The organism is Pseudomonadales bacterium (assembly GCA_024234435.1).
In the GTDB taxonomy this organism is placed as follows: Bacteria; Pseudomonadota; Gammaproteobacteria; order Pseudomonadales; family Porticoccaceae; genus JACKOF01.
Window position 1 is genome coordinate 211,515 of sequence record JACKOF010000003.1, and the last position, 25,160, is coordinate 236,674.

General features: G+C 48.4%; 22 protein-coding genes. 9 read left to right on the plus strand and 13 right to left on the minus strand.

The features are described from left to right. Window positions 1-87 precede the first annotated feature (87 nt). Entirely contained in the window at window positions 88-1,167 is a 1,080-nt protein-coding gene (locus tag H7A02_13510) for a PAS domain-containing protein (GenBank protein ID MCP5173277.1), read from the plus strand. Further along, entirely contained in the window at window positions 1,164-2,585 is a 1,422-nt protein-coding gene (ntrC, locus tag H7A02_13515; protein MCP5173278.1) for a nitrogen regulation protein NR(I), read from the plus strand. The genes H7A02_13510 and ntrC overlap by 4 nt, the downstream gene beginning before the upstream one ends. Before the next feature lie 13 nt (window positions 2,586-2,598). On the opposite strand, the gene H7A02_13520 is transcribed toward ntrC, so the two are convergent. The 7 genes from H7A02_13520 to H7A02_13550 all read right to left on the minus strand — a co-directional run bounded on the left by H7A02_13520 (window position 2,599) and on the right by H7A02_13550 (window position 10,227). Beyond that, a complete protein-coding gene (locus H7A02_13520) occupies window positions 2,599-3,936 on the minus strand; it encodes a hypothetical protein (GenBank protein ID MCP5173279.1) in 1,338 nt (445 codons plus the stop codon). A 9-nt stretch (window positions 3,937-3,945) separates the two neighbouring features. Further along, window positions 3,946-6,147, minus strand: coding sequence for a DUF3857 domain-containing protein (locus H7A02_13525; protein MCP5173280.1), 2,202 nt, complete (start codon window positions 6,145-6,147; stop codon window positions 3,946-3,948). 251 nt (window positions 6,148-6,398) lie between these two features. Next, window positions 6,399-6,662, minus strand: coding sequence for a hypothetical protein (locus H7A02_13530; GenBank protein ID MCP5173281.1), 264 nt, complete (start codon window positions 6,660-6,662; stop codon window positions 6,399-6,401). Window positions 6,663-6,714: 52 nt separating this feature from the next. Next, complete coding sequence (locus tag H7A02_13535; protein ID MCP5173282.1) at window positions 6,715-7,464, minus strand: YebC/PmpR family DNA-binding transcriptional regulator; 750 nt, start codon at window positions 7,462-7,464, stop codon at window positions 6,715-6,717. A 116-nt stretch (window positions 7,465-7,580) separates the two neighbouring features. Next, complete coding sequence (gene aspS / locus H7A02_13540; protein ID MCP5173283.1) at window positions 7,581-9,356, minus strand: aspartate--tRNA ligase; 1,776 nt, start codon at window positions 9,354-9,356, stop codon at window positions 7,581-7,583. A gap of 1 nt (window position 9,357) precedes the next feature. Then, a complete protein-coding gene (locus H7A02_13545) occupies window positions 9,358-9,684 on the minus strand; it encodes a zinc ribbon domain-containing protein (protein MCP5173284.1) in 327 nt (108 codons plus the stop codon). 120 nt (window positions 9,685-9,804) lie between these two features. Next, window positions 9,805-10,227: an HIT domain-containing protein gene (locus H7A02_13550; protein ID MCP5173285.1), complete on the minus strand. Its 423-nt coding sequence runs from the start codon at window positions 10,225-10,227 to the stop codon at window positions 9,805-9,807. A 188-nt stretch (window positions 10,228-10,415) separates the two neighbouring features. Here H7A02_13550 and H7A02_13555 point away from each other — a divergent pair, with 188 nt between their 5' ends. Beyond that, window positions 10,416-12,137, plus strand: a complete 1,722-nt coding sequence (locus H7A02_13555) for a proline--tRNA ligase (GenBank protein MCP5173286.1) — start codon at window positions 10,416-10,418, stop codon at window positions 12,135-12,137. A 70-nt stretch (window positions 12,138-12,207) separates the two neighbouring features. Beyond that, the gene (locus H7A02_13560) at window positions 12,208-12,753 is read left to right on the plus strand and encodes a transglycosylase SLT domain-containing protein (protein ID MCP5173287.1); all 546 of its coding nucleotides are present in this window, start codon (window positions 12,208-12,210) and stop codon (window positions 12,751-12,753) included. Window positions 12,754-12,757: 4 nt separating this feature from the next. On the opposite strand, the gene H7A02_13565 is transcribed toward H7A02_13560, so the two are convergent. Beyond that, window positions 12,758-13,954, minus strand: a complete 1,197-nt coding sequence (locus H7A02_13565) for an outer membrane protein transport protein (protein MCP5173288.1) — start codon at window positions 13,952-13,954, stop codon at window positions 12,758-12,760. A gap of 404 nt (window positions 13,955-14,358) precedes the next feature. On the opposite strand from H7A02_13565, the gene H7A02_13570 reads away from it, so the two are divergent. Then, window positions 14,359-15,540: a thiolase family protein gene (locus H7A02_13570; GenBank protein MCP5173289.1), complete on the plus strand. Its 1,182-nt coding sequence runs from the start codon at window positions 14,359-14,361 to the stop codon at window positions 15,538-15,540. Window positions 15,541-15,647: 107 nt separating this feature from the next. On the opposite strand, the gene H7A02_13575 is transcribed toward H7A02_13570, so the two are convergent. The 5 genes from H7A02_13575 to H7A02_13595 all read right to left on the minus strand — a co-directional run bounded on the left by H7A02_13575 (window position 15,648) and on the right by H7A02_13595 (window position 20,744). After that, window positions 15,648-16,091 carry a YtoQ family protein gene (locus tag H7A02_13575; GenBank protein ID MCP5173290.1) on the minus strand — a complete coding sequence of 148 codons (444 nt, stop codon included), beginning with the start codon at window positions 16,089-16,091 and terminating at the stop codon, window positions 15,648-15,650. A gap of 3 nt (window positions 16,092-16,094) precedes the next feature. Beyond that, window positions 16,095-16,745, minus strand: coding sequence for a hypothetical protein (locus tag H7A02_13580; protein ID MCP5173291.1), 651 nt, complete (start codon window positions 16,743-16,745; stop codon window positions 16,095-16,097). A 573-nt stretch (window positions 16,746-17,318) separates the two neighbouring features. After that, window positions 17,319-18,254 carry a protein translocase subunit SecF gene (gene secF / locus H7A02_13585; GenBank protein ID MCP5173292.1) on the minus strand — a complete coding sequence of 312 codons (936 nt, stop codon included), beginning with the start codon at window positions 18,252-18,254 and terminating at the stop codon, window positions 17,319-17,321. Between the two features lie 2 nt (window positions 18,255-18,256). Further along, entirely contained in the window at window positions 18,257-20,113 is a 1,857-nt protein-coding gene (gene secD, locus H7A02_13590) for a protein translocase subunit SecD (protein MCP5173293.1), read from the minus strand. A 178-nt stretch (window positions 20,114-20,291) separates the two neighbouring features. Further along, the gene (locus tag H7A02_13595) at window positions 20,292-20,744 is read right to left on the minus strand and encodes a MarR family transcriptional regulator (protein MCP5173294.1); all 453 of its coding nucleotides are present in this window, start codon (window positions 20,742-20,744) and stop codon (window positions 20,292-20,294) included. A gap of 116 nt (window positions 20,745-20,860) precedes the next feature. Between H7A02_13595 and H7A02_13600 the strand changes: the two genes are divergently transcribed. The 4 genes from H7A02_13600 (at window position 20,861) to H7A02_13615 (ending at window position 25,130) form a co-directional block, all read left to right on the plus strand. After that, window positions 20,861-21,283, plus strand: a complete 423-nt coding sequence (locus tag H7A02_13600; GenBank protein ID MCP5173295.1) for an MAPEG family protein — start codon at window positions 20,861-20,863, stop codon at window positions 21,281-21,283. Window positions 21,284-21,685: 402 nt separating this feature from the next. Continuing rightward, on the plus strand, window positions 21,686-22,726 hold the full coding sequence (locus tag H7A02_13605; protein MCP5173296.1) for a hypothetical protein: 1,041 nt from the start codon (window positions 21,686-21,688) through the stop codon (window positions 22,724-22,726). Between the two features lie 18 nt (window positions 22,727-22,744). Continuing rightward, complete coding sequence (locus tag H7A02_13610) at window positions 22,745-23,923, plus strand: sulfotransferase (GenBank protein MCP5173297.1); 1,179 nt, start codon at window positions 22,745-22,747, stop codon at window positions 23,921-23,923. Window positions 23,924-23,972: 49 nt separating this feature from the next. Next, window positions 23,973-25,130 carry a sulfotransferase gene (locus tag H7A02_13615; protein MCP5173298.1) on the plus strand — a complete coding sequence of 386 codons (1,158 nt, stop codon included), beginning with the start codon at window positions 23,973-23,975 and terminating at the stop codon, window positions 25,128-25,130. Window positions 25,131-25,160: the final 30 nt, after the last annotated feature.

The window sequence follows — 25,160 nt, forward strand, 5'->3', positions numbered from 1 at the left end:
AAAACTCGTAGCAGATACTGCTGCCAAATCGTGCGCCAACAGATGAAAAATACGGCGTGTGCATTATTGAGAAATACTGACGGCTACATGACTAACCAACTGCTTCACAGACTACTACTGGACAACCTGAGCACCGCTGTCGTGCTACTGAATGACGAAATGGATATTTGTTTCCTGAACTCTGCCGCCGAGACATTACTGGAAACCAGTGCCCAGCGATTACTGGGGCAACCTGTTTCACTGATTCTCGATAGCTCAGAAAATACTCTCGACTCGCTGAACAGCTCGCTGCAGGACAACCACCCTTTCACCCAGCGATTGGCCACCATTTTACTCCCTGGACATAAACCGGTTAAGGCGGACCTTACCGCCACACCATTAAACTCTGAACAAAGGCCAATGCTATTACTGGAGATGCAACCAATGGATCGCGTCGTGCGAATCAACCGTGAGGAAGCGCTCATATCCATTCATAACACCACCCGTAACCTTGTTTCAGGACTGGCCCACGAGATCAAAAATCCGCTGGGGGGTATCCGCGGAGCCGCTCAACTGCTCTCCGAAGAAATCAAGGATCAGACAGAACTGCTGGAATACACCGAGATCATCACGGCCGAAACCAACCGCCTCTGCAACCTTGTTGATCGCTTACTCGGCCCTATTAGCCCACTGGAATTCAAGGCACTCAATATCCACGAAATACTCGAACATATTATTCTGTTAACCGAGGCAGAGACTCGTGGCAGTATTAACCTGGCTCGTAATTACGACCCCAGCATTCCGGAATTAAATGGCGATCGAGAGCAACTGATTCAGGCGATGCTGAATATCGTCCGCAACGCAACCAGAGCACTGAAAAGCCAGGAGAATGCAGCACCCAAGATCGAATTTGTTACCCGCATTCAACGACACTTCACTATTGGAAAGATCTATCACCGGGCAGTTTGCCGGGTTGATATTATCGATAACGGCCCCGGTATTCCCGAGGATATTACTGACCGTATTTTCTTCCCGATGATTAGCGGTCACGCAGAAGGCAGCGGACTGGGGCTACCCATCGCGCAGTCGCTACTCAATCTGCACAAAGGACTAATTGAATGTAAAAGCAGGCCCGGCAAGACATGTTTCTCGCTGTATTTGCCACTGCAAAATGGAGACTCAGAATGACTTCCACTGTCTGGATCGTCGACGATGACCGATCAATTCGCTGGGTAATGGAAAAGGCCCTGCAAAAAACAGCGCTCGAAGTCCGCAGCTTCGAATCAGCCAATCGTCTTCTTGAGGCCCTGGATACTGATCAACCAGACACTATTATCAGCGATATTCGCATGCCAGGTATTGATGGTCTGCAAATGCTTGAAAGAATTCACCTCTCAAATCCCGAGCTCCCGGTTATCATTACCACCGCACACTCAGATCTCGACAGTGCCGTTGCTGCCTACCAGGGCGGCGCTTTCGAATATTTACCAAAACCTTTCGATATCGATGAACTAATAGCTGTTACCAATCGAGCAATTACTTTCTCCAGTGAGCAGCGCAACGCCCGCAGCAACATTGCCCAGATAGAATCCAACACCGAAATCATTGGCGAAGCACCCGCCATGCAGGAAGTATTCCGCGCTATCGGCCGCCTTTCACACTCGAATATCACGGTACTAATCAATGGTGAATCAGGCACGGGAAAAGAATTGGTTGCCCAGGCATTGCACAAGCACAGCCCAAGACGTGATTCCAGATTCATCGCGCTCAACATGGCAGCCATACCGCACGACCTGATAGAGTCAGAACTTTTTGGCCATGAAAAGGGCGCCTTCACAGGTGCCAGTCAGCGACGTATTGGCCGTTTCGAACAAGCTGATGGAGGCACTCTGTTCCTTGACGAAATTGGTGATATGCCCGCAGAGGCGCAAACCCGCTTGTTGCGGGTGCTCGCTGATGGGGAGTTTTATCGTGTCGGCGGGCATGTACCCGTGCAAGCCAATGTGCGCATCATTGCCGCAACCCATCAAAACCTCGAACAACTGGTCGCTGAAAACCGTTTCCGGGAAGATTTATTTCACCGCCTGAACGTTATCCGCATACACCTGCCCAAACTTGCCGACCGCCGCGAAGATATCCCGCAGCTGATTCGACATTTTTTCCAGATCGCAGCAAAAGAGCTGGGTATGGAGCCAAAAGTACTGGCGCCAAATGTAGAAAACTATCTGCAGCAACAGCCCTGGCATGGTAATGTTCGTCAACTGCAAAATACCTGTCGCTGGTTAACAGTGATGGCATCCGGGCGTGAAGTTCACATGGACGACCTGCCGCCGGAACTGAAAAACCAGCCGGAACAGGCAGCGAACCTGCCCACCATACAGAGTAACTGGCAACAACAATTGCGTCAGTGGATAGACCGCGAACTGGCAGCAGGCAAAAATCATATTCTTCATACTGCTGTACCGGACTTTGAACGCACCGTCATCGAAGCGGCCTTGCACCACACCAAAGGCAGAAAAAAAGATGCAGCCGAGTTACTCGGGTGGGGACGAAACACCCTGACAAGGAAACTAAAGGAACTGGATATGGGTGGAGAGGAAAACTAAATCACTAAAAAAACTACAATATGTCAGCCAACACTTTACTCCATAGATACTCTGAGTAACGTGTTGCGGTACCACTATTAACTTTTTGAATATGCTTTCTTGCTTTATCCGTATTCCCATCCAACCAATAAAAATAAGCTGTATAAAAGTAAGCCTCTGTTTTTTCGCAACCTGTAATAGCTGCTTTGACCAGCGACTCTCGTCCAACTACCACATCTCCAGAGCTGAATGCTTTTGTATAATCAAGGATTCTCTGCTGCCATTCATTTTCAGCTTCAAGCTGATTTAACAACACTGGAGGATACTCTTGTCCAGTAATCCCCGCTATCCAGCGGGTACGTAACTCCACAAGTATATTATTGCCATACAACTCCCTGTACCTGAGTAGATGTTTAAAAGCTGCTTGTTTCTTCCCAGAGAACAAAGCATGCAAAGCCTGCCCTTCATAACCACCAATATCATCAAATTCCACCACAAGCTGTTCCGCAAGAGGTGAAATTTCGTTAAAAAACCCCATATGTAACGCCGCATCGAACAAGTGCCCTGTCGACCAAGCATCTTCTTGAATTTGATGGGCTTTTTTGGCTTCGCTATATGCAAGAGGGAACAATCCCAAACGTAAATATTGGAGGCTTGTAGTATCCGTATAGATTTGCTTGGTTTTATCCTTTGCCGCAGCTTTTGCCATATAGCGGACAGAGGCTTTCAGCAAAGTACGTTCATCGTAAACACACTCAGTCCCTTCCGCGATACTATTAATCCTACTACCCAGATCAAACAGATATGGCGGGTAATTCGGGGCTAGTTGCAAAGCTCTTTGAGATGCAGCAGCAGCTAACCAATATTTCTCTTGCCGCGAATATAAATCGGACAACATACCCCATACAACATCAGACCTTGGTTGATAAACAAGAATTGTCTGAAGCAAATCGATAAGTTCATGATGATCTGCTCCTGCATCCATTTTAAAAAAAAATTTCAATAACTCTGGGTGACTAAGAGTTACCTTTATAAGAGGATGTAATTTTAAGTACGCAGCTCTAACTTCTTCTGTTACAGACTTATCAACAAGCATCGCTTTCTGAAAGACTGCTTGATAGTAAGATTTTTGAATCAAAATATTATCGGGATGTCTATCAAGTGCTTTTTTATATTCTGATACAGCCTCTGTTAATAAAGCGGGCTCCTTACGCTGATTCAGCTGCATCATGATTTCATCGCCTTTCCTAGCATGATCAAATCCGCTTAACACAAGCTCCTGACTGCTTATCACCCGCTTGTCGGTCGAATCAGCGTACGCTACTACCGACAAGCCTAGTAACAATAGGAGTAAAAAATCCCTTTTTTTCACAGCATCCACCTAAAACTCGTAACCTAACCGTTTTGCTTTTTCAAAAGATTTTTCAGACTCTTCCAAATCACCGCTAAACCCTTGCACAACCCCAAGTGTGTACCAAGCCTCAGCACTATTACTATCCATTTTAACCGCTTTTTCAGCCGGCTTGAGGGCTCTGTTGAACTCCCCTATATTAATTTGGTAACGAGCCAAACCTAAGAGATAAACAAATGAGTTATCACCGTGAGCTCTTTTAACATCTTCCAACACTTCCTCTTCATTTCGAACTTTATCGAACTGCAATGCAACAACCCAGCCCCCTAACTCTGGAATTTTAACTGTCGAATTGTAAAAGTTTTCATATTCCTTGACAGAAAGATCTAGCTTAGGGCGAGTGTATTTAACTTTAACAACGTAATCGGAAGCATCATAAAAACCCTCCTGCTCAATTAAAAAATATCCTTTCCCTGCTCCCTCAGCCGATGCCACAACTGCAGTGACTCTATTTTCAGGTGCTTCGAACCGGACATTCATACTTAAAGTGATATTGTAAGGGTTAATATACCGATTAATTCTGGACTCAGGCGTCTGCATACCTCTATTCGCTCCAAAAAAACTAAGTAACTGAGAGGCAGAGGCTCCGAGCCTAATCAATTCTTCAGGATCATCCAGCTCATCAAAACTAAATCGGGCCACTATTTCAACAGGGTTAAAAATGTTATCCGCATTGTTGACTTCTGCCGTTAAACTATATTGCCCATTGTCTTCAAAGATCGTGGATAAAAGTTGTTTTAGTTCTGTATTCCTATTAGTACTCCTTTGCCACCAATTGCGTGTAAATTCCTCAAAAATCCCTGAGTGGGAAACAGAAACCTCCGCAATGATCTGGGAACCAATAACTCTATAAACTAAATCGATATGCCCTGTGTTTTCAGTATCTTTTTGCTCAATATTTCTCAACTCGCCGCCAGCCCCATCCACAATAAACGCTGGCTGACCAGACAGATACTTTGACACACCAGGGAAAAGGGCTCTATCTCCAGTGCTATCCATCCAAATTTCCTGATGCTCGCTCGTTGCAGGAATCCACACCATCACATGATCAAAAAAAACATCCACTAATCCAGTATCTGATTTTCCACTGGCTGGGGTCTGGACAAGAACAGGATACGCTTCCACACCTAACCCTTTTAACAGCGCTAAAGCAAGCGTTGTCTGGTCCTTACAATCTCCATACCCGTTGTGAAGTGTTTCGTTTGGGCTGTGAGGATCGTATCCGCCCCGTCCCAAGTGGGCCGAAATATAACGTACATTATTTTCTAGATATTCATAAACAGCTCTAATTTTTGTTATATCGTTTCCATTTTCGACAGACTTAAGCTGTTTAATCACTTTTTCTAACTCAGCAGTACTACCTAATTTCCCCTCCACTTTCTTCCAGAACCAACTATCAACTTTTTGCCAATCTTTAGTATTCGAACTCTTAATTGCCAAATACACTTCAGAAAAAGGAGGCATGAAATCTTCTATAGCCACACCGTCAATATTTTTTACTGTCCAGCTTTTCACACTGTACTGTTTCGAAACGGTAGATTTGGGTGCAACATTCAAACCACCAAAAAGTTGATGCTTCATTTCGATAGAGCTTGGCGTGGTTAATTGATATTGATAATTAACAACCGGGTCGGCCCTCCAGCCATTATCTGCCGCACGTCTTTGAAACCAGTGCGGTGTACTTAGATCGCTGTAAACAGTATCTATTGCAACCTTTTTGGTCTCTGTCCTGAATTGAAATTCTATTATTGAACCCGGCTCAACTTCGGGCAGGGAAAAAACCATCTCACTTTTCTCATCATAAAAGTTTGTCCCCGACAACGCCTTAATCTGTATGGCATCAGGTTGAACAGCTTTAAGCTCCCCTTTTGAGTTTAAAACATTCGCAAAATCAATCTCAGCATTCGCATAATAATGATTAAAAGAAACATTAATACGCCCATAATCTCGGGCAGCTATGAGATCATTGATCTGTATAGAGTAATAGCGCTCTCGTATCCATGTTCCATTCTCCTCGAGACGGCTTTTTTGGATCGAGTACAGAATATTAGCCCCTGTAGCTCCCGTAACTGTAGTTTGATCTTTTAACTCTGGAGCAAGGCGCTGGTTCGCAATACAGGAGTGACAATATAGATATGCCAGAAAAAAGAATAAAAAAAACCGTATGAACATTTAACTATCCCTATCAAATTTCGCTCTCTAAACACTGGCGCGTTTACTGCCTTTACAACCATCGGGCGAGTCTACAGACAGCCTTAAAGTAAGCACTCACGCATTGCCAACATCCGCAGCAGTCTTCTATGCAAATTCATCGAAGATAACGATACCTTTTACTACCTTTATATTAAAAAACAATAATAAATGTTAAACAAGAAAAAGGCGGCTCCGTCACCGGAGCCGCCTTTTTTATGATAAGCGAAAAATTACGCTTTTGGCTCTTCTTCCGCTGATGGCACTTCTTCAGCAGCTTCCTCAACAATCTCTTCAGCAGTTGCTTCTTCTGCCACTTCCTCAACAGCTTCAGGTTCCGGCTCGGCAGGTGCAGCAACTTTAATCAGCCCTTCTGCCAACAAAATTTTGACTTTGTCTTCAGCATTAACCCACTTCTTGTCAGTACCTTTAACCGCGTAACGACCAGAACGCTTTTGGTAAACTGTATAGTCGTCAGTTTTCTTGATTACTTTCATCGTTATTTCTCCTGTTGATTACTCGTTGATTTTCATTGTGTTTATCATTTTTCTATTCAGACAGCTGATCCATAATCTCATCCGGAATATCAGCATTGGTATAAACATTCTGCACATCATCCAGATCTTCCAGCGAATCAATCAGCGCCAGTGTTTTTTCTGCATTATCCTTGTCAAGAGGAACGGTGGTTGAAGCCAGCATGGTCACTTCAGCATTTTCTGCTTCCAGCCCTGCAACCTTCAAAGCATCTCTGACTGCGGCAAAGTCTTCCCATGCTGTCAGCACATCAATAGAGCCGTCATCGTTGGCAACAACATCTTCGGCACCCGCTTCCAGAGCAATCTCCATAATCTGATCTTCATCCGCACCGGGAGCATAACTAATCTGCCCAGTGCGGGTGAACAGGTAGGCAACTGAACCGTCTGTGCCAAGATTACCTCCCCGTTTGGTAAAGGCATGACGGACATCGGACACCGTTCGATTACGGTTATCACTCAGGCATTCAACCAGTACGGCAATACCGCCAGCGCCATAGCCTTCATACGTAATTTCTTCGTAATTGTCGCCTTCACCAGCACCGGCACCACGGGCAATCGCTTTATCGATCGTATCCCGCTTCATGTTGGAGCCTAGCGCTTTATCCACCGCTGCGCGCAACCGCGGGTTATCTTCCGGGGCAGGTCCACCCTCTTTTGCCGCAACGACCAGTTCTCGAATCAACTTGGTAAAAATCTTACCCCGTTTGGCGTCCTGGGCGGCCTTGCGGTGTTTGATATTGGCCCATTTACTGTGTCCAGCCATAGTTTTCTCCGAAGAGGGGGGATACCTCTAAAATTACTGTGCAGCCCTTGTACTTCGGCATGCCTGTTCAACTTTTAGGCACTCGAACCAAACAGTTTCAGGGTGCCTGTCTTCAATTAGCTTTCTGCAGGTTTTTCCCGCAATTTAATATTCAGCTCTCGTAGCTGTTTGCTATCCACACTTCCCGGCGCATCAGTCATCACACAAGCAGCTGTCTGTGTTTTCGGGAAAGCAATGACGTCACGAATGGATTTACTGCCAGTTAACAGCATGATCAATCGATCCAGACCAAATGCCAGGCCACCATGAGGCGGACAACCGTATTGCAGGGCATCAATCAAAAAGCCGAACTTCTCGTCAGCTTCTTCATCACTGATACCCAATACGTGGAAAACCGAGCGCTGCATATCAGGGTTGTGGATACGAATGGAGCCACCACCCAGCTCAGTGCCATTAAGTACCATATCATAGGCCTGCGAAAGCGCATTTTCCGGGTCTGCTTTCAGCTCTTCCGGAGTACAGGCAGGGCGGGTAAAGGGATGATGCAGAGATGTCCAGGCGCCATCATCGGTCTGCTCGAACATCGGGAAGTCCACCACCCACAGTGGTGCCCACTCGGTGGTGTACAGATTAAGATCTTCGCCCAGCTTGCAACGCAGCGCACCCAGCGCTTCGGATACGACCTTGTTACTGTCAGCACCAAAGAAAATCAAGTCGCCGGTTTCTGCCCCGGTACGCTCCAGAATGGAGGCACGAACGTCAATGGGCAGGAATTTAACAATGGGAGATTGCAAACCTTCTTCCATATCATTGCGATCATTCACTTTGATATAGGCCAGCCCGCGCGCACCATAGATACCGACGAAATCGGTGTATTTATCAATTTGCTTGCGACTGATCAGATCATTGCCCTTAGGTATTTTCAGTGCCGTTACCCGCCCTTTCGGGTCGTTCGCCGGACCGGAAAACACTTTGAAGTCCACTTCTGTCATCAGATCCTTGATGTCTACCAGTTCGAGAGGAATACGCAGATCTGGCTTGTCGCTGCCATATCGCGCCATTGCTTCGCTGTAGGGCATGCGCGGAAAATCACCCAGGTCAACATCCAGTACCTGCCTGAATACTGAGCGAATCATTTCCTCGTTAATCGCCATAATCTCTTCTTCTGTGGTGAAGGAGAGCTCCACATCCACCTGGGTAAATTCGGGCTGCCGGTCAGCCCGTAAATCCTCATCGCGAAAGCACTTGGCAATCTGGTAGTAGCGGTCCATGCCCGACACCATCAACAGTTGTTTGAACAGTTGTGGCGACTGCGGCAGCGCAAAGAATTTGCCTTCATGGGTACGACTCGGCACCAAATAATCACGTGCGCCCTCTGGCGTAGCTCTGGTCAGAATCGGTGTTTCAATGTCGAGAAATCCGCGCTCATCAAGATAGTTACGAATCACATTGGTAACCTTGGAGCGAAAACGCAGGTTGTGTTGCATTTCCGGACGGCGCAAGTCCAGATAGCGGTATTTCAGACGAACGTCTTCGCCTACTTTATTGTGCTCATCCAGCGGGAAAGGTGGCGTATTTGAACTATTAAGAATATTCAGCTCTAGCCCGTAAACTTCAATATCGCCAGTCGCCATCTCCGGGTTCACGGTTGATTCTGTGCGCGCACGAACACGACCCTTCACTCGCAGTACATATTCACTACGAACCTTATCAGCGGTGGTAAAGTGTTCTCCGCCATCAGGGTCAAACACTACTTGCACAATGCCCTCACGATCACGCAGGTCGATAAAGATGACACCACCGTGATCACGACGACGATCGACCCACCCGCAAAGTGTTACTTCCTGGTCGATGTTGTCCTTATTGAGAACACCGCAATAACTTGAACGCATATTATTCCGCCTTTACTGTGGCAGCTTTGCTACCCTTGTTTTCAGTGGCTCCGCCTTTACCAGCATTATCCTTGCCGACACTGCTATCAGATTTGGCGGATGGAGTTTCCTTGGCAGCGCCATCTCCCGCCAGATTTTTTTTGCTACCCGTTTTAAAATCGGTTTCGTACCAGCCACCGCCACTCAAGCGAAACGCGCCGGCAGTAACCTGTTTTTTTAACTCAGCTTTTCCGCACTCGGGGCAATCTACCAGCGGTGCGTCGCTGATCTTCTGAAGTTTCTCCAGCACATGGCTGCAGGATTGGCATTTATATTCATAGATGGGCATCAATCAGCACCTACTCAATAAGTTCTTTCAGTTGGCTCAAACCGGCAGAGTGCCGGAAAGCGGCGCATTATACAGTACAGGTGGCAGCGCTTGAAGGTGCTTATGCCGCGATTTTTAGGACTAAGCGGCGCGAAAGTCCTCGCCTTGCAACAGTTCAATAACCAGGTCAATGCGCTGTTGCAAAGCACCCTCCTGATACGGACGGGCAGGCACAACGCCCCAGACCGGCGCAGGCCAGGCCGGATCACCCTTGTAACGGGCAATATGGTGCACATGTAGCTGCGGCACCACATTTCCCAGTGCGGCCACATTCATTTTATCGGGTGAAAAAGCATCCACCATGCACTCCGACAGCCGACATGACTCCTCAAACAATTGCTGTCGATCGGCTTGATCAAGATGGTGTATTTCGGAAAGATCAGCCCGCTGAGGTACCAGAATAAACCAGGGGTAATTGGCATCCTTGCTTATCAGAATTCTGGAAAGCGGAAGGTAACCCACTGTAACGGTATCTGCTTCTAATTGAGGGTGAAGCTCAAACATACAACATCTCCTGAATTTAATGTCCCTGATTTTCGATGCCATCCCGGCAGCCAAAATATTACCACTACGCCTGTACCCAGCGCAGCCACCACCGTAAAATAGCACAACCGCTCTTACCGGGCACTGGTACACTGTTGACATACCGACATCCACCCATACATCACACCTGACAGGACCATCAATACACCATGCGAGCCAGCCGTTTCCTGATAGCCACACAAAAAGAGACTCCCGCCGACGCCGAAGTCATCAGCCACCAACTCATGATTCGCGCGGGCATGATCCGCAAACTGGCCGCAGGTCTCTACACCTGGCTGCCGATGGGCCTGCGAGTACTGCGCAAAGTCGAGGCTGTGGTTCGCGATGAGATGAACAAAGCCGGGGCGCAGGAAGTTTCCATGCCTGTTGTTCAGCCTTCGGAGTTATGGCACGAGTCCGGCAGATGGGAACAGTACGGTCCTGAATTACTGCGTATTTACGATCGTCATCAGCGGGATTTTTGCCTGGGGCCAACCCACGAAGAAGTGATTACTGATCTGGTCCGCAATCAGATACGCAGTTACCGCCAGTTACCGGCTAATTTCTACCAGATTCAAACCAAATTCCGCGACGAAATTCGCCCCCGCTTCGGCATTATGCGCGCACGGGAATTTCTGATGAAAGATGCCTATTCCTTTCACACCTCTCAGGAAAGCCTGCAAGCAACTTACGACGACATGCATGCCGCCTACACGGCCATTTTTACAAGACTGGGGTTGGATTTTCGCCCTGTACTGGCAGACACCGGCAGCATTGGTGGCAGTAGCTCTCACGAATTCCATGTACTGGCATCCTCAGGTGAAGACGATATCGCTTTTTCTTCCGAAAGCAATTACGCCGCCAATGTCGAGATGGCTGAAGCATTAGCGCCCGCAGGCGAGCGCCCCGCTGCCCGTGCCGAACGAACAGAAGTGGCCACACCCGGCCAACACAGCATTGATGAAGTCGCTCAATTCCTGAAAATAGATTCATCGCAAGTAATTAAAACCCTGCTGGTTCTGGGTGAATCGGACAGTGAAGAAAGTTCTCTGGTCGCGCTGGTATTGCGCGGCGACCACGAACTGAACGCTATCAAGGCGGAGAAACTGCCCGGTGTTGCATCACCACTCACCTTCGCCAGTGAAGAACAAGTCAAACAGGCCATTCATTGCTCTGTCGGCTCCATCGGACCGGTTGGACTGGAAATCCCGGTCATTGTCGATCGCAGCGCTGCACACCTGGCAGATTTTGTCTGCGGCGCCAACAAAGAGGGTTTTCATCTCACTGGGGTTAACTGGGAGAGGGATTGCACGCTTACACGCGTTGAAGACATTCGCAACGTCGTGCCTGGCGACCCCAGCCCGGACGGCAAGGGCGTACTGGATATCAAACGTGGCATTGAAGTCGGCCATATTTTTCAGCTGGGTACCAAATACAGCGAGGCCATGAACGCCAGGGTTCTCAATGAAGGAGGTAAGGAACAAACGGTGATCATGGGTTGTTACGGCATTGGTGTTAGCCGCGTTGTGGCCGCCGCCATTGAGCAGAATCACGACGAAAACGGCATTATCTGGCCCGATGCCTTGACCCCGTTCCAGATCGCCCTCGTACCCATCAACATGCATAAATCGGAACAGGTTCGCGAAACCTGCGAAAAACTCTACACAGAGCTTCAGCAGGCAGGCTACGATGTGCTGTACATGGATGAAGAGAAAGCGCGGCTCGGTGGCATGTTGGCAGATGTTGAACTAATGGGCATACCCCACCGGCTGGTCATTGGTGATCGCGGACTGGAAAACGGCACGGTGGAATACCGCAACCGCCGCGAAACTGAAAATCAGGATATTCCGTTCAACAGCATCGCGGAGTTTCTGCAAAAGGTTGTCAGATAAACGGAGCGCACTCGTGAAATATAGCCATCAACAACACAAACCAGCAGCCCGGTGGCCGTCGGTTCTGTTGATGATGATATATACCGTTTTTTTAGGCTGGCCAGTAACCGGCACTGCCAACGAAGATGTGGATCAGGAACTGCTTGCCCTGTTGAAACATAATGTATCAGCCGCCGACAGTTTTGAAGACCGCTTCGATGCCGAAGTCTGGCTGATGGCAAAGTCCAGCCAGCTTGAACGCTATATCCCTAATACCGCCAAGCGTCTCAAACTGCTGCGAAACATCCACCGCGAAGCCACTCGTGCAGGCCTTTCTCCGGAGGTGGTATTGGCTGTGATTGAGGTGGAGAGCCATTTCGACTCCTACGCGGTGTCCCGAGCCGGTGCACTCGGTATGATGCAAGTGATGCCTTTCTGGAAAAATGAAATTGGCCGCCCGGATGACAACCTGATCAATCCCCTGACCAACCTCCGCTACGGCTGCACCATTCTCAAATACTACCTCGACAAGGAAAAAGGCAGACTCGCCGACGCACTCGCCCGCTACAACGGCAGCTACGGACAATATTGGTATCCAGAGAGGGTCTTGCTGGCCTGGGAGCAACGCTGGCGCTAGCTAGTTAATCCACATCCCAGGTCGCCCTGATCGCAAAAGATATTGGCGTTTGGTCTTTATAGGTTCCGGGGAAATACGGGTTTTCATCAACACTAATTGTCCGGGGTTTGTTTTTAGTGTAACCCGCTGTAAACCCTAATCGCCAACCACCATTATCTATCTCGTAGCCAGTCATTAACATATCGTTGTCAACATCGAACAGTGTCGGCGACAGTGCCTCATCCTCGATCATTGCTTTCCCCCGGGTGTACCCAGCACGAAAATAGTGGCCGGGCTTTACTTCATATTCCAGCGCCAGTCCCACACGAACCCGGTTTCTGGTATTTGATAACAGCGGACCGTTGAGCTGTTTGGTAAGCTCAAATTTTTTCTCGCCTCGCTCAAAGTCCTCATAACGCGTCCAAACGACCTGACTGAGCAGCCTTAGCCGTTCCGAATAATCATAGGCCACACCAAGAGTAATATTCTGGGGGGTAATCATTTTCACGGTTAAATCCTGCTTGACGCCCCCGACTCTGCCATCGCCTTTGAACCGGACGATTCCCGGCGTTCGATAAACCATGCCGAAGGAAAGGAAATCTTTCGGCGTATAAACCAGTCCAACCGAACCGCCAATGCCAACCCCCTGATTTTTGAAACTGATATCACCAAATGGCGACGGCGACTTAATCTCCTGCACGCCATAGCGAGGGGCCACCTGAAACCCGATACGCCACTCAGGCGTCAGCTGACGCCCGATATTGAACCCGAAATTCAAAACACCGGTTTCACCGAGATAGGGAGATGTTTGTCCAATAGAGGGGTCTGCGGCCAGATCATAAGCCGTTCCCAACGAACCATACACCCCCACACCTCTTGACCAGCCGTTGTCGCTTTCGCCAAGGCCACGCCACATGCTCAGTGCCATCGCATCCTTTCTGCCACTTTCTTCATAACCCGTCATAGGGTTCACATAACGCATCTTGAAAGTGATGGGCATAATTGCCACCATCGCCTCTTTCCGAGCCTCGCTGACAACCCCTGCCGGGTTGATAAGCAACGTGCTGGAGCCGTCATCGGGCGAAGCAACCACAACGCCCGCCATATCGGCATCCCGGCCGGTGCTATGGGGAGCAACAATCAACGAAGATTCGGCCACAACAGAGAGTGTTAATAATGTGCTGCCCCCAACTAGACCAATCACTCTTAACTTTTTATTCACACCGTCATCTCCCGATTGTCATTTTTATCAACAGGCACACCACTATAAAAAGAAGCGTGTGTTATGGCGCCAGAATACAGTCTTATTAAAAAAGAGTAACAAAAACAGGGCATTTATTGCCAACACCGGCCACTATTGTCAACACCATCAATTTCGGGTCACAACGGCAAAGGATGGTTTTGAAGCGCTCCCCAGTTCTGGGGATAATCGTCATCGTAGTCACGACTAATCGTCAGAAAAGACTCTGACGCTAGTACCGCTCTCCCTTTCTCCTCACTATAATCAAAACCGTGCTCTGGAAAATCAGCATAGATCGCATGGCCTCATTAATCAATTTGCCAGCATAAGTTCACTTCTTTATAATTCGCATCATTACTAATTTCGCTAACTCGGAGAATACCTACATGAGTAAGGTTGTTATTGTCGACAATATTAGAACCGGTCTTGCCAAATCCTTTCGGGGCACTTTCAATCTGACTCGTGCAGACGACCTGGTGGCACACTGTATTGATGCGCTGCTGGAAAGAAACCCGACGCTTGACCCGGCACTGGTTGACGATGTGATTGTGGGCGCAGCGCGACAAACCGGAGAGCAATCTGCCAACCTGGCACGCTATGCGGTAGCACTTTCCGGGCTACCGGTAACGACTTCAGGTATGACCCTGAGTCGCGCTTGCTCCTCAGGGCTGAACGCAATTTCAGTAGCAGCCACCCAGATTGCCAGCGGCTGTTGCGATATTGCTATTGCCGGTGGCGTTGAGTCCATCACTGGACTGGAGCGAGGCAAATCCGAGTTTGAAGAAAACCCCCGCCTGATATCAGAAATGCCGCAGTTTTTAATGCCCATGGGCGAAACTGCCGAAATCGTCGCCAAACGTTACAACGTCACCCGGGATCAGCAGGATGAGTACGCTCTGCAAAGCCAGCAGCGTTATGCCGCTGCGGTTGAAGCCGGTTACGTCGCTGATGAAATCACCCCCATGACGGTGAAATGGCGCAAGGAAGACCGTAAAACCGGTGAAGCAGAAACACTGGAAGGCACTGTTGACCGTGACGAATGCAACCGCCCCACCACTACACTGGAAGGCCTGGCTGGTCTGAAACCTGTTTTCAGTGAAGACGGCACTGTGACCGCCGGTAACGCTTCGCAGCTCTCTGACGGCGCTTCCATGACCTTACTGATGTCCGAAAGCAAAGCCATTGAACTGGGCCTGACGCCTATCGCCTATTACCGTGGTTTTGCCGTTGCAGGCTGTGAGCCGGACGAAATGGGTATTGGCCCCGTATTTGCCATTCCCAAACTACTCAAGTACAACAATCTGAGCATGAATGACATTGATCTGGTCGAACTGAATGAGGCCTTCGCGTCACAGTGTCTCTATTGCCGTGATGCACTGGAAATTGATAATGACATCTACAACGTGAACGGCGGTGCAATCGCCATCGGCCACCCGTACGGTATGACCGGCTCACGAATGACAGGCGTCGTACTGCGCGAACTGAAACGCCGCAACAAGAAATTCGGTATTGTTTCCATGTGTGTGGGTAAGGGTATGGGCGCTGCCGGGTTATTCGAGGCCTGCTAACAACTCTTCGAGGGATTCGTCATCCTAGCATAGGATGACAGCAAGCTGCCCCACTTCATGTGAGGCAGCTTTTTTATTACATCTCTTTTTTTGCCTACCCGTAGCCTTTACGACTGCGTCATCAAATACTTGAGTATTTCCACCACCTGCTCTGGCGTTGTCGCCCATGCTTGCGCTGAACCATCCACTTCTTTTAACGCATGAACCAGTGATTCATCATGCAGTGTGATGTAGGGTTTTCCCAAAGCCGCACAATAACCGGCATCAAATGCCGCATTCCACTGTTTATACTTTTCACCAAAACGGATAATGGCCAGATCACATTTTTCAAGCGAATTTTTAATCCTGATCGCATTCACTTTCGCCGATTTATGATCCCGCCAGAACGCCGCCGCCTCAGGCCCCAGGCAATCGCCTGCTGCATCACTTGCTTCGTGATTGGTCACCGCTGACGAGAAAGAAACCCCCAACCCCAAACGCTTGCAGCCATCGACAATTCTGGCTCGCCAGTCGGAATGAATTTCGCCTGAAAGATACACGTTTAATGTCATTTTCTACCTGTATGAATAAATGGATTCTAAAAGTCGAAAGCGCCTCTCCCCAACACAGGCCAGAACGTACCGGCTAAGCAGTGAAGTCGTGAGCTGGGCCAACTTGCTCATGGGCATTCTTTGGATGTATACCGAACTTTGACACAAAATAAGCTCATGGTCACCGGGCAAAGGCCACAATAATATTGCTTGAAATGCAGAGTCCTCTACCCTGAAATTGTTCGCCAAGAAAAATTCAGACCATTGCTCAGAATCAATATGTATCGCTAGATACTCATTTATATAAACTGATAGCAATAGTGGGTATTCGGTAGAGTAACCACTTCGTGCTTTTTTATCCTTAATCTGTATTGCGTCTAATACGCGTAACAGGTAACGCTCTACATCATCAGATACATAAGGAATGTCTTTGAAATCGTTCTGTAGAGGGATGTGATTGTCGGGAACACTTCTGTCATATTGATAGACCGATGTCAGTTCAACACCATATTTTTTATCGAGAATATCAGAAACCAAACCATAATCTGGCCTTTCACTTTTTAAATAGACTCTTAAGCCAATATTCGACGTAGCTCGTTCGTAGTGTCGAATAAACTGCTCTATTTCCCAATTTTCACGTTCTTGTTTACTCGGCCAATTCACACGCTTCTTCATTCGTTCATAACACCCATCCCAACTTCTCTGCTATGAAAAAAATCATTCTTGCCCCATGCCATGAGAGACCTTATTGCCCACTAATATTAATATTGATATTCATCAAAACAAACAGTGAAGGCATAGGATAAGATCCGGAATAATTAAGCACTCTCTTATAAACGCCCGGAGGTAGTCATGAGTTGTTGTGGAGCATGTGGTGGACAAGATGTTAAACAGGAAAAACCCGAAGAGAAAACGGAAGAGCAAAAGTCAGAAAAAACATCGGCTGCTGTAGAGCAGTTTGACCCGTCGAAACAATAATCTATGTGTTTGTTGTTATGAGGGAAACAAAACTTATAAGCATAAATTCAGCTGTTCCGCACGGTACAAATCAAAAACTATAACGGATCACAAAATTTCTGTTCCCGCTAATTTTAGCTAGCTAAATTTATTAACGATAATATTGCCTGTTTAAAGCTTCCATCAATCTCGCCGAAAAAACATACACGTAAACCTTGGTGACACAAAAAAGCTGCCGCAAATTAATGGGGCAGCTTTTGTAGCTATACAGTCAATCCCGGGTTACTGAGATCAAGGCAAACCGTCGAACTCGTCTTCCCCTTCTTTCACTGGTGGTATCAAATCTTCCCTGCCAATCCCCATAAACAGTAGTGCATTTGATGCCACATAAATGGAGGAATAAGTACCTACCAGTACACCGACCATCAGCGCGATGGAGAAGTTGTGAATCAGCTCGCCACCCACTACGAACAGCGCAGCCAGCACCAACAATGTGGTTAACGAGGTTATCAGAGTGCGGCCCAGTGTCTGTGTAAGTGACTCGTTGATAACCTCTATAGGGCTTTCCTCTCGCAGCAAACGGAAGTTTTCACGAATCCGGTCTGACACAACGATGGTGTCATTCAGTGAATAGCCGATAACGGCGAGCACTGCCGCCAATACGGTTAGATCAAACTCGATCCGCATCACCGAGAAGAAACCCAGCGTGATAATAACGTCGTGCACCAGTGCGAGCACGGCCCCGATGGAGAATTTGTACTGAAAACGAATGGCAACGTACAGCATCACCACAGCCAGTGCTGCCAGCATGCCAAGGCCGCCGTCTTCGCGCAATTCATCACCCACCTGTGGGCCAACAAAGTCAACACGACGTAAATCCAGTGTCTTGCCATTGTCATTAAGGGCTGCCAGAACCTGATCAGACAAACCCGCTTGGGGTTCACCCTGCAAACGGATCAACACGTCGCTTTCTGTGCCAAAATGAACCACAACGGCTTTTTCAAAACCGGCATCCGTTAATTGCTGTCGAACGTCTGCCAGAGCAACAGGCTGCTGATAACCCACCTCTATCTGGGTGCCGCCAGTAAAGTCCAGACCAAACACCAGCCCGTTCATCGCCAGTGAGTAGATGGAACCGATCAGCAAAAGAATCGATATCAGTGCGGCCAGTTGACGCTGGCCCATAAAGTTGATAATGCGTTGCTGGCTTGTAGATGATTGGCTCATGGTTAAATCCAAAGCTTCTGAAGGTTGCGGCCACCGCAGGTCATATTAACCAGCGCTCGGGTACCCATAATGGCGGTGAACATGGAAGTGAGAATACCGATAGACAAGGTCACCGCAAAACCCTGTACCGGACCGGAACCGACGGCGTAGAGGATAACCGCCACAATCAGGGTCGTCACGTTGGCATCAAGAATGGAAACAAAAGCCCGGTCATAACCGGCACTGATAGCCTGTTGAGGGCTTAAGCCCGCTTTCAATTCTTCGCGGATGCGGGAGAAAATCAACACATTCGCATCCACAGCCATACCCACGGTTAGCACAATACCGGCAATACCAGGCAGAGTCAGTGTCGCCGAAAGAATCGACATGACGGCAATCAGAATAACCAGGTTCATGGCCAGCGCAATATTGGCAAACAGCCCAAAAGCACGGTAAAAAACCAGCATGAACGCCAGTACCAGCACCATCCCAATAGCAACTGACTTGATTCCCAAATCAATATTCTCGGCACCCAACGATGGACCAATAGTGCGCTCTTCAACAAAATACATAGGAGCAGCCAGCGCCCCTGCCCTTAACAGCAGAGCCAATTCGGAGGCCTCGCGTGGGTTATCCAGCCCGGTAATACGGAACTGCACGCCCAATGCACTGCGAATGGTTGCCAAACTGATAATGCTCTTTTCAACATAGGGCGTTGAAATGGTTTCCAACTCACCTTGCTCATTCATTTTGTGTTCAATGCGGGCCTTATATTCAATGAACAGCACACCCAGCCGCCGCCCGACACTGTTGCGGGAGACCCGATGCATACGGGTGCCGCCACCGCTATCGAGGTTGATGTTTACTTGCGGCAAGCCGTTTTCATCAAATCCGGTAGAAGCCCCAGCCACCTGATCACCGGTAATAACAATGTTTTTTTCCAACCAGGCCGTACGAGGAAGTGCAGCAGGATCACGAAACTCAAACTCTTCGCGGCCCACCAGCTTGCCCGGTTCGGCTTCAAGACGAAATTCCAGATTGGCAGTTTTACCGATAATGCGCTTCGCTTCGGCAGTATCCTGCACCCCCGGCAATTCGACCACAATACGGTTGCGCCCCTGCCTCTGCACGATGGGCTCGGATACTCCCAGCTCATTCACCCGGTTGCGAACGGTGGTCAGGTTCTGACTAACCGCATAATCTTCAATTTCACGAATTGCTGCTTCAGAGAGGTTGTAACGCAAACCCAGCTCACTTTCCTGTGCCGAGGGTTCGCGCAACAGGTCGCGAAAGTTTTCGCGAATAATGCCTGCAGCGGCAGTTTTGTCCGCCTCTGAACGCAACAGAACAACGAGTGTATTGTCCTTTGTCAAATTAACAGACCGATAACGGATCTTTTCCTTCCGCAGAGCGGTACGGGTTTCACTGACCTGAGTATCCATGCGTTTATTGACAACTGATGGTGTATCAACCTCCAACAGAAAATGTACGCCACCACTCAGATCGAGCCCCAGCTTCATAGGTTGCGCACCTAGAGACATTAACCACTCCGGTGTCGTCTGCGCCAAATTCAATGCCACCACATAATCACCACCAAGTGTTCGCTGGGCTATGCGTTTTGCCGCCAGTTGCTGCTCGGTATCTTTCAGACGAATCAGCGCGGCGGTTTCCTTGCTCTCACCGCCAAAGAACTCAATACCTTCCCTCTCCAGCGCTGTGGAAACTTTGTTCAGCACGTCATCATCAATCACCAGAGCACTGCTCTGGCCAGAGATCTGAATAGCCGGATCAGGGGTATAAAGGTTAGGCGTGGCGTAAATAAATCCAAGGCCAATCGCAAACAGAATGAGCAGATACTTCCAGAATGGGTAGCGGTTCATAGCGTATTGTTTTTCCATCGCCTTGCGTCACCGCAAGGCTGCAATAAATTTAGCGGGGCATTATAGGTGAAATGATAAAAAAATACCCCGAACATCCGATTCTTTGGTGGCGTTCTCCCTTAAAAAAGGGATATGGGGCCTGATCTGCAATGATCAAGGGGCTGCAAGGGAATAACGTTTACCCGACCTGCTGAATAATTTTCTCACACAGGTTTTTCAGCTGTAGCAGCTCATCAAAAGAGATATCGAACTTGCAGGCAAAGGCTTCGGGTACTGATAACGCATGCTCTCGCAGCTTTTTTCCAGAGGCCGTCAAAAACACCTCTCTCACCCGCTCATCCGATATTCCCCGCTTCCGGATCAGAAGCCCTTTTGCCTCCAGTCGTTTCAGCATTGGCGTAAGCGTACCCGAATCCAGGTGGAGGTTCTGCCCAAGCGCTTTGACATTAATGCCATCATGAGACCAAAGCACCATCATGGTCAGATACTGCAGATAAGTGAGGTCAAGTTTCTCCAGAAGTGGCCGATAGCTTCTAACCACTGCATTTGCAGCACTGTAAAGCGGGAAACAAATCTGATTCTCCAGTTTTATTTTGTCTTCTGAAGAAAGCTGGGGAATACCGGTAATCACAGGAAGTAACCCTCCGAGTTATATTGTGCACAATATACTTGATTCGCCGCGCGTACACCTATATATTGAATTGCGTACAATATAATTTTGAGCAATTATAATTGGAGAGTCTGCCTATGTTGTCATTTGAAAGCTATAACGCCGCGTACTGGGGTGTCTGGGTAATCATTGCCACAGTTCTTGTACAGTGGGTGGTCGAAAATGGTGTAAAAGCTGCTCAGGATGGCGCTATCCCGGGAAAAATAGATAACAGTCTGAGCCATTCTTCATTTGTTTTTCGTGCTCACCGCACATTCATGAACTCAATTGAAAACCTGCCAACCATGCTGGGAACAATATTTCTGGCAATATTCGTGGCCGCAGACCCTTTCTGGGTGACCACCTTTGTCTGGTGCTTTGCTTTGGCGCGCATTATCCACATGAGCTTGTATTACGGAATCGCCACAGAGAAGAACCCCAGCCCAAGAAGCTACTTTTTCGTCATCGGCCTTGCAGCCAACATTGCTCTACTGGGGTTATGCGCAATGGCACTCCCCTGAAGCGCTACCAATACCCAACATTCGGAATGGGCTTAATGATCAACCGTCGTTAAGCCCTGCTTTCATTTAACAGACCGGCACTTTTACAGATATCACCAAAATTTCAGGCAGGCTTGTTCAGGCAACCTGAATCAAAACAACAAAAAATACTTACCACTTGTTCAAATCACCACCTTATCGTACTAATATAGCCAACGTTAAATAAGTGAGTTCTACTTACTTAAAACAAAAAACAGGTTTTTATTACCCGGATATTTCAGCATTAACTGATTTCGGCTCAGTTTCGGCTGTTGCTTGACCTAAGTCCTGCAACCATTCATTGACAGCCACCCGAAAAAGCGGGCAGATTTCCAGCTGTTTTTATGATCGATACGTTTTCATGACCGACAAGGATCCCCCGTAATGCCCCACATGAATACAACAGTTTCCACAATAGTCTCTCCTCGCATTGTCATCTATGGTACCGGTCGGTACGGTTGCTTTATCGCCCGCCTCGCCTTGGAAAAAGGCTGGACAGTTGTTGCTGCCTATAACCGTGCAGGCGACAAGGTTGGCCAGGACCTTGGCCGTCTCGCAGGCCTCGATAGAGATCTTGGCATTATCGTTCAGGATTGCGATACCGCCAGCTATGACAACCTGAATGCCGATATCGGCATTGTGGCCATGACCAACCAATTGAGCATTAACTTCACTGCACACGAGCGTCTGCTGAATGCCGGCCTGAACGTATTGTGTCACGGCTCGGAATCTTCCTATCCCTACGGTTGTGACCCGGTCATTGCCGAGAAAATTGATACCCTGGCCAAAAAGAATAACGTGACATTTACCGGTGGCGGTATTTGGGATATGTCACGTATCTGGAGCGGTATTTTACTGGTTGGCCCCTGTACCGAAATTAAATCTCTTTTCCACAGCAGCATCACTGACGTCCACGGGCAGGCAACACACGAAAAAGCGATTGAAGTTGGAATCGGACTGACCCCGGAAGAATTTATTGCCAGAGGCTGCAACAGAGCACCGCTGGCGAACTCCTATAAAACCATTCCAGAGCACGTGTTAACGGCTGTGGGTTATACCGTTAGCGCCTCAAGCGTGGAAATAGAACCCGTAATTTACGACGAACCAATTAAAAACCCCTGGACCCAGGAAATGTATCCCGCGGGGATCTGCCTTGGTACACGTATCGTTGGCAAAATCGAAACCCATCAGGGTGTCACCGCAAGAGTCGAAGTTGAGCTGCGCGTCTTTAAAGAAGGCGAAATTGAGCATGCTTTCTGGTCTGTGGACGGTAGCCCCCGCAATGAGCTCAGAAACAACCGCAAAGACTCCGACCACACGACTGCTGGCTGCATGGTAAACCGCATTCCAAACGTTATAGCTGCTCAACCGGGTATCGTGCTGACGTCGCAAATGGGGCCGCTTACCACAACAGCCTTACTTTAATTTTTTTGGAACCTGACAATGACAAAAAGCTATTCCCTACCCCTGAGTACTGACGAACTACTGGCTGAGGCACGCAGGATTACCGGCATTGATATTGTTGATAATGAAGTCGTTGAACCCTTAACGGTTTTAGTCACATCAATTAACAATGAAAGTCAGTTACACGAAGCAGGGGCGATCGCCAAACAAAACAAGCTGCTGCGTCTGTTAAGCAATCGCTTACGTATGTTGCGGGACTTTACTGCTCACCCCGAGATTGCCGATGAAAAAATTGAAAACCCGGTCTTCATTCTGGGTATGGCACGCAGTGGCACCACCAAAACACACCGCGTTCTGTCGGCAACTGGCGACTTTAACTTTATGCCCCTTTGGCAGGTTCAATACCCCGCCCTGTTTACCGGGGATCGCGATGAGTCACCACAAGCGCGCGTTGACGCGACTGACGAATACTGCCGCTGGCTCGACGAAACTGCACCCGAAATCAAGCTGGGGCATAGCTTCAAAACACATGCCGCAGAAGAAGACTCCCTGCTCACCGAGCAATGTTTTGTTGCCCCGTCTTTTTTCGCCTATTCCGAAGTACAAAGCTATATGGAGTGGTTTGCCGGGCTGGGTAGCGATGGCATGAAAACCAACTTTAAATTTTTGCGTGATGTCATGAAATACCTGCAATGGCAAGGACTGGCTACCGCCTCAAAACCCTGGTTGTTAAAAGCCCCGACTTATTACGGCTTTGAACCTGAGTTGTTATCGGTGTTTCCCGATGCGCACATCCTGATGACCCATCGCACTCCACTCAGCACCGTGCCATCCATCTGCAAATTACTTGACAACTTCCACTTGCCATACAGCAATCTGAAGCCTGACCCTCAAGCACTAAAAACGGGTATTGCCGATTTGCTTAAGCTGCATTTACATAACCGGGAAACACACCCCACACTCAACATTCTGGATATTCTCTTTGAAGATGCCGTTAAGGATATGGAGACCGTCGCTGAAAAAATTTACGCCCACGCAGGCTTGGCGTTCTCAGAAGAGTCTCGCCTTGGAATACGTAATTGGGGTGCAAATAACCCGATCCATAAAGAGGGAAAATTTGAATATTCTCTCGAGGAGTACGGCCTTTCTGCCGACAATATCGAACAGGAAACAGCGGGTTACATTGCACTCATCGAATCGTTAAAAAGCCAACACTAATCTGACATCTGTCCAAATTTATCTGAAATCAGCGCGCAGGAATATCATCATGGCAAAAGGTTACCCAATACCACTTTCCGTCAACGAGCTACTGGCTAAAGCCAGAGAAATCACAGGGGTTGATATTATCGACGACGAGGTGGTTGAGCCGCTGACCATGCTGGTTAACTCCCTCAATAACGAAGCCCAGCTGCATGAAACCGGTGTCATTGCCAAACAAAATAAGCTTCTGCGCCTGTTGAGTAACCGGCTACGAATGTTGCGAGATTACGCGGCCCACCCCGAAATTGCGGATGAAAAAATCGAAAACCCTGTTTTCATCTTCGGCATGGCGCGCAGCGGCACCACAAAAACTCACCGTGTGCTGGCTTCAACCGGTGATTTTAATTACATGCCTTTTTGGCAAGTCCAGTATCCCTCATTATTTACCGGGGACAGAAGTGAATCTCCCCAAGCTCGTATCGATGCCGCCGATGAATACTGCCGCTGGCTCGATGAGACGGCCCCTGAGAGCAAGCTCGGGCACAGCTTCGAAACCTTCGAAGCCGAAGAAGATTCACTATTATGGGAGCAATGTTTTATAGCCCCGTCATTCTTAGGGTACGCCGAAGTACCCAGTTATATCGAGTGGTTTGCCCAGCAAGGCATGATGCCCGTATTCAAAATGCTCGAAAAATCGCTCAAGTATTTGCAGTGGCAAGGCCTAGCTACAGCATCAAAGCCCTGGTTGTTAAAAGCGCCGACTTACTATGGTTTCGAACCAGAGTTACTTTCGGTGTTTCCCGATGCCCATATTGTCATGACCCACCGCAGCCCTCTGAGCACTGTCCCCTCGCTTTGCAAACTGGTTAATCAGTTCCATATCCCGTTCGATGACGCACGGGTTAACTCCCAGTCATTGCAGACAGATCTCGCGGCAACACTTGATCTGCATTTAAGTAACAGGGAAACAACGCCCAACCTCAACATTCTGGATTTCCGCTTTGAAGATGCCGTGAACAACATGGAAGCCGTCGCGGAAAAAGTATACGCCCATGCCGGCTTAACATTGTCTGATGAATCTCGTGAAAAAATTCAAAACTGGGGAGCTAACAACCCTATTCACAAAAAAGGTAAGTTTGAATATTCACTGGAAGAGTTTGGCTTGACAGAAGAAGGCATCAAGCGAGACATGGCCGGTTACATCGCGTTTATCGACGCGCTCTAAAATGATGCGTAAGGCAACCTCTCCGGGTAT

Excerpts from the sequence above, each read along its gene's own strand:
- H7A02_13610 (MCP5173297.1), top strand. The coding sequence starts at position 22,745 with ATGACAAAAAGCTATTCCCTACCCCTGAGTACTGACGAACTACTGGCT.
- H7A02_13570 (MCP5173289.1), top strand. The coding sequence starts at position 14,359 with ATGAGTAAGGTTGTTATTGTCGACAATATTAGAACCGGTCTTGCCAAA.
- H7A02_13550 (MCP5173285.1), bottom strand. The coding sequence starts at position 10,227 with ATGTTTGAGCTTCACCCTCAATTAGAAGCAGATACCGTTACAGTGGGT.
- H7A02_13545 (MCP5173284.1), bottom strand. The coding sequence starts at position 9,684 with ATGCCCATCTATGAATATAAATGCCAATCCTGCAGCCATGTGCTGGAG.
- ntrC (MCP5173278.1), top strand. The coding sequence starts at position 1,164 with ATGACTTCCACTGTCTGGATCGTCGACGATGACCGATCAATTCGCTGG.
- H7A02_13560 (MCP5173287.1), top strand. The coding sequence starts at position 12,208 with ATGATGATATATACCGTTTTTTTAGGCTGGCCAGTAACCGGCACTGCC.
- secF (MCP5173292.1), bottom strand. The coding sequence starts at position 18,254 with ATGAGCCAATCATCTACAAGCCAGCAACGCATTATCAACTTTATGGGC.
- H7A02_13530 (MCP5173281.1), bottom strand. The coding sequence starts at position 6,662 with ATGAAAGTAATCAAGAAAACTGACGACTATACAGTTTACCAAAAGCGT.
- H7A02_13615 (MCP5173298.1), top strand. The coding sequence starts at position 23,973 with ATGGCAAAAGGTTACCCAATACCACTTTCCGTCAACGAGCTACTGGCT.
- H7A02_13575 (MCP5173290.1), bottom strand. The coding sequence starts at position 16,091 with ATGACATTAAACGTGTATCTTTCAGGCGAAATTCATTCCGACTGGCGA.
- H7A02_13580 (MCP5173291.1), bottom strand. The coding sequence starts at position 16,745 with ATGAAGAAGCGTGTGAATTGGCCGAGTAAACAAGAACGTGAAAATTGG.
- H7A02_13600 (MCP5173295.1), top strand. The coding sequence starts at position 20,861 with ATGTTGTCATTTGAAAGCTATAACGCCGCGTACTGGGGTGTCTGGGTA.
- secD (MCP5173293.1), bottom strand. The coding sequence starts at position 20,113 with ATGAACCGCTACCCATTCTGGAAGTATCTGCTCATTCTGTTTGCGATT.
- H7A02_13555 (MCP5173286.1), top strand. The coding sequence starts at position 10,416 with ATGCGAGCCAGCCGTTTCCTGATAGCCACACAAAAAGAGACTCCCGCC.
- H7A02_13510 (MCP5173277.1), top strand. The coding sequence starts at position 88 with ATGACTAACCAACTGCTTCACAGACTACTACTGGACAACCTGAGCACC.
- H7A02_13535 (MCP5173282.1), bottom strand. The coding sequence starts at position 7,464 with ATGGCTGGACACAGTAAATGGGCCAATATCAAACACCGCAAGGCCGCC.
- aspS (MCP5173283.1), bottom strand. The coding sequence starts at position 9,356 with ATGCGTTCAAGTTATTGCGGTGTTCTCAATAAGGACAACATCGACCAG.
- H7A02_13605 (MCP5173296.1), top strand. The coding sequence starts at position 21,686 with ATGCCCCACATGAATACAACAGTTTCCACAATAGTCTCTCCTCGCATT.
- H7A02_13525 (MCP5173280.1), bottom strand. The coding sequence starts at position 6,147 with ATGTTCATACGGTTTTTTTTATTCTTTTTTCTGGCATATCTATATTGT.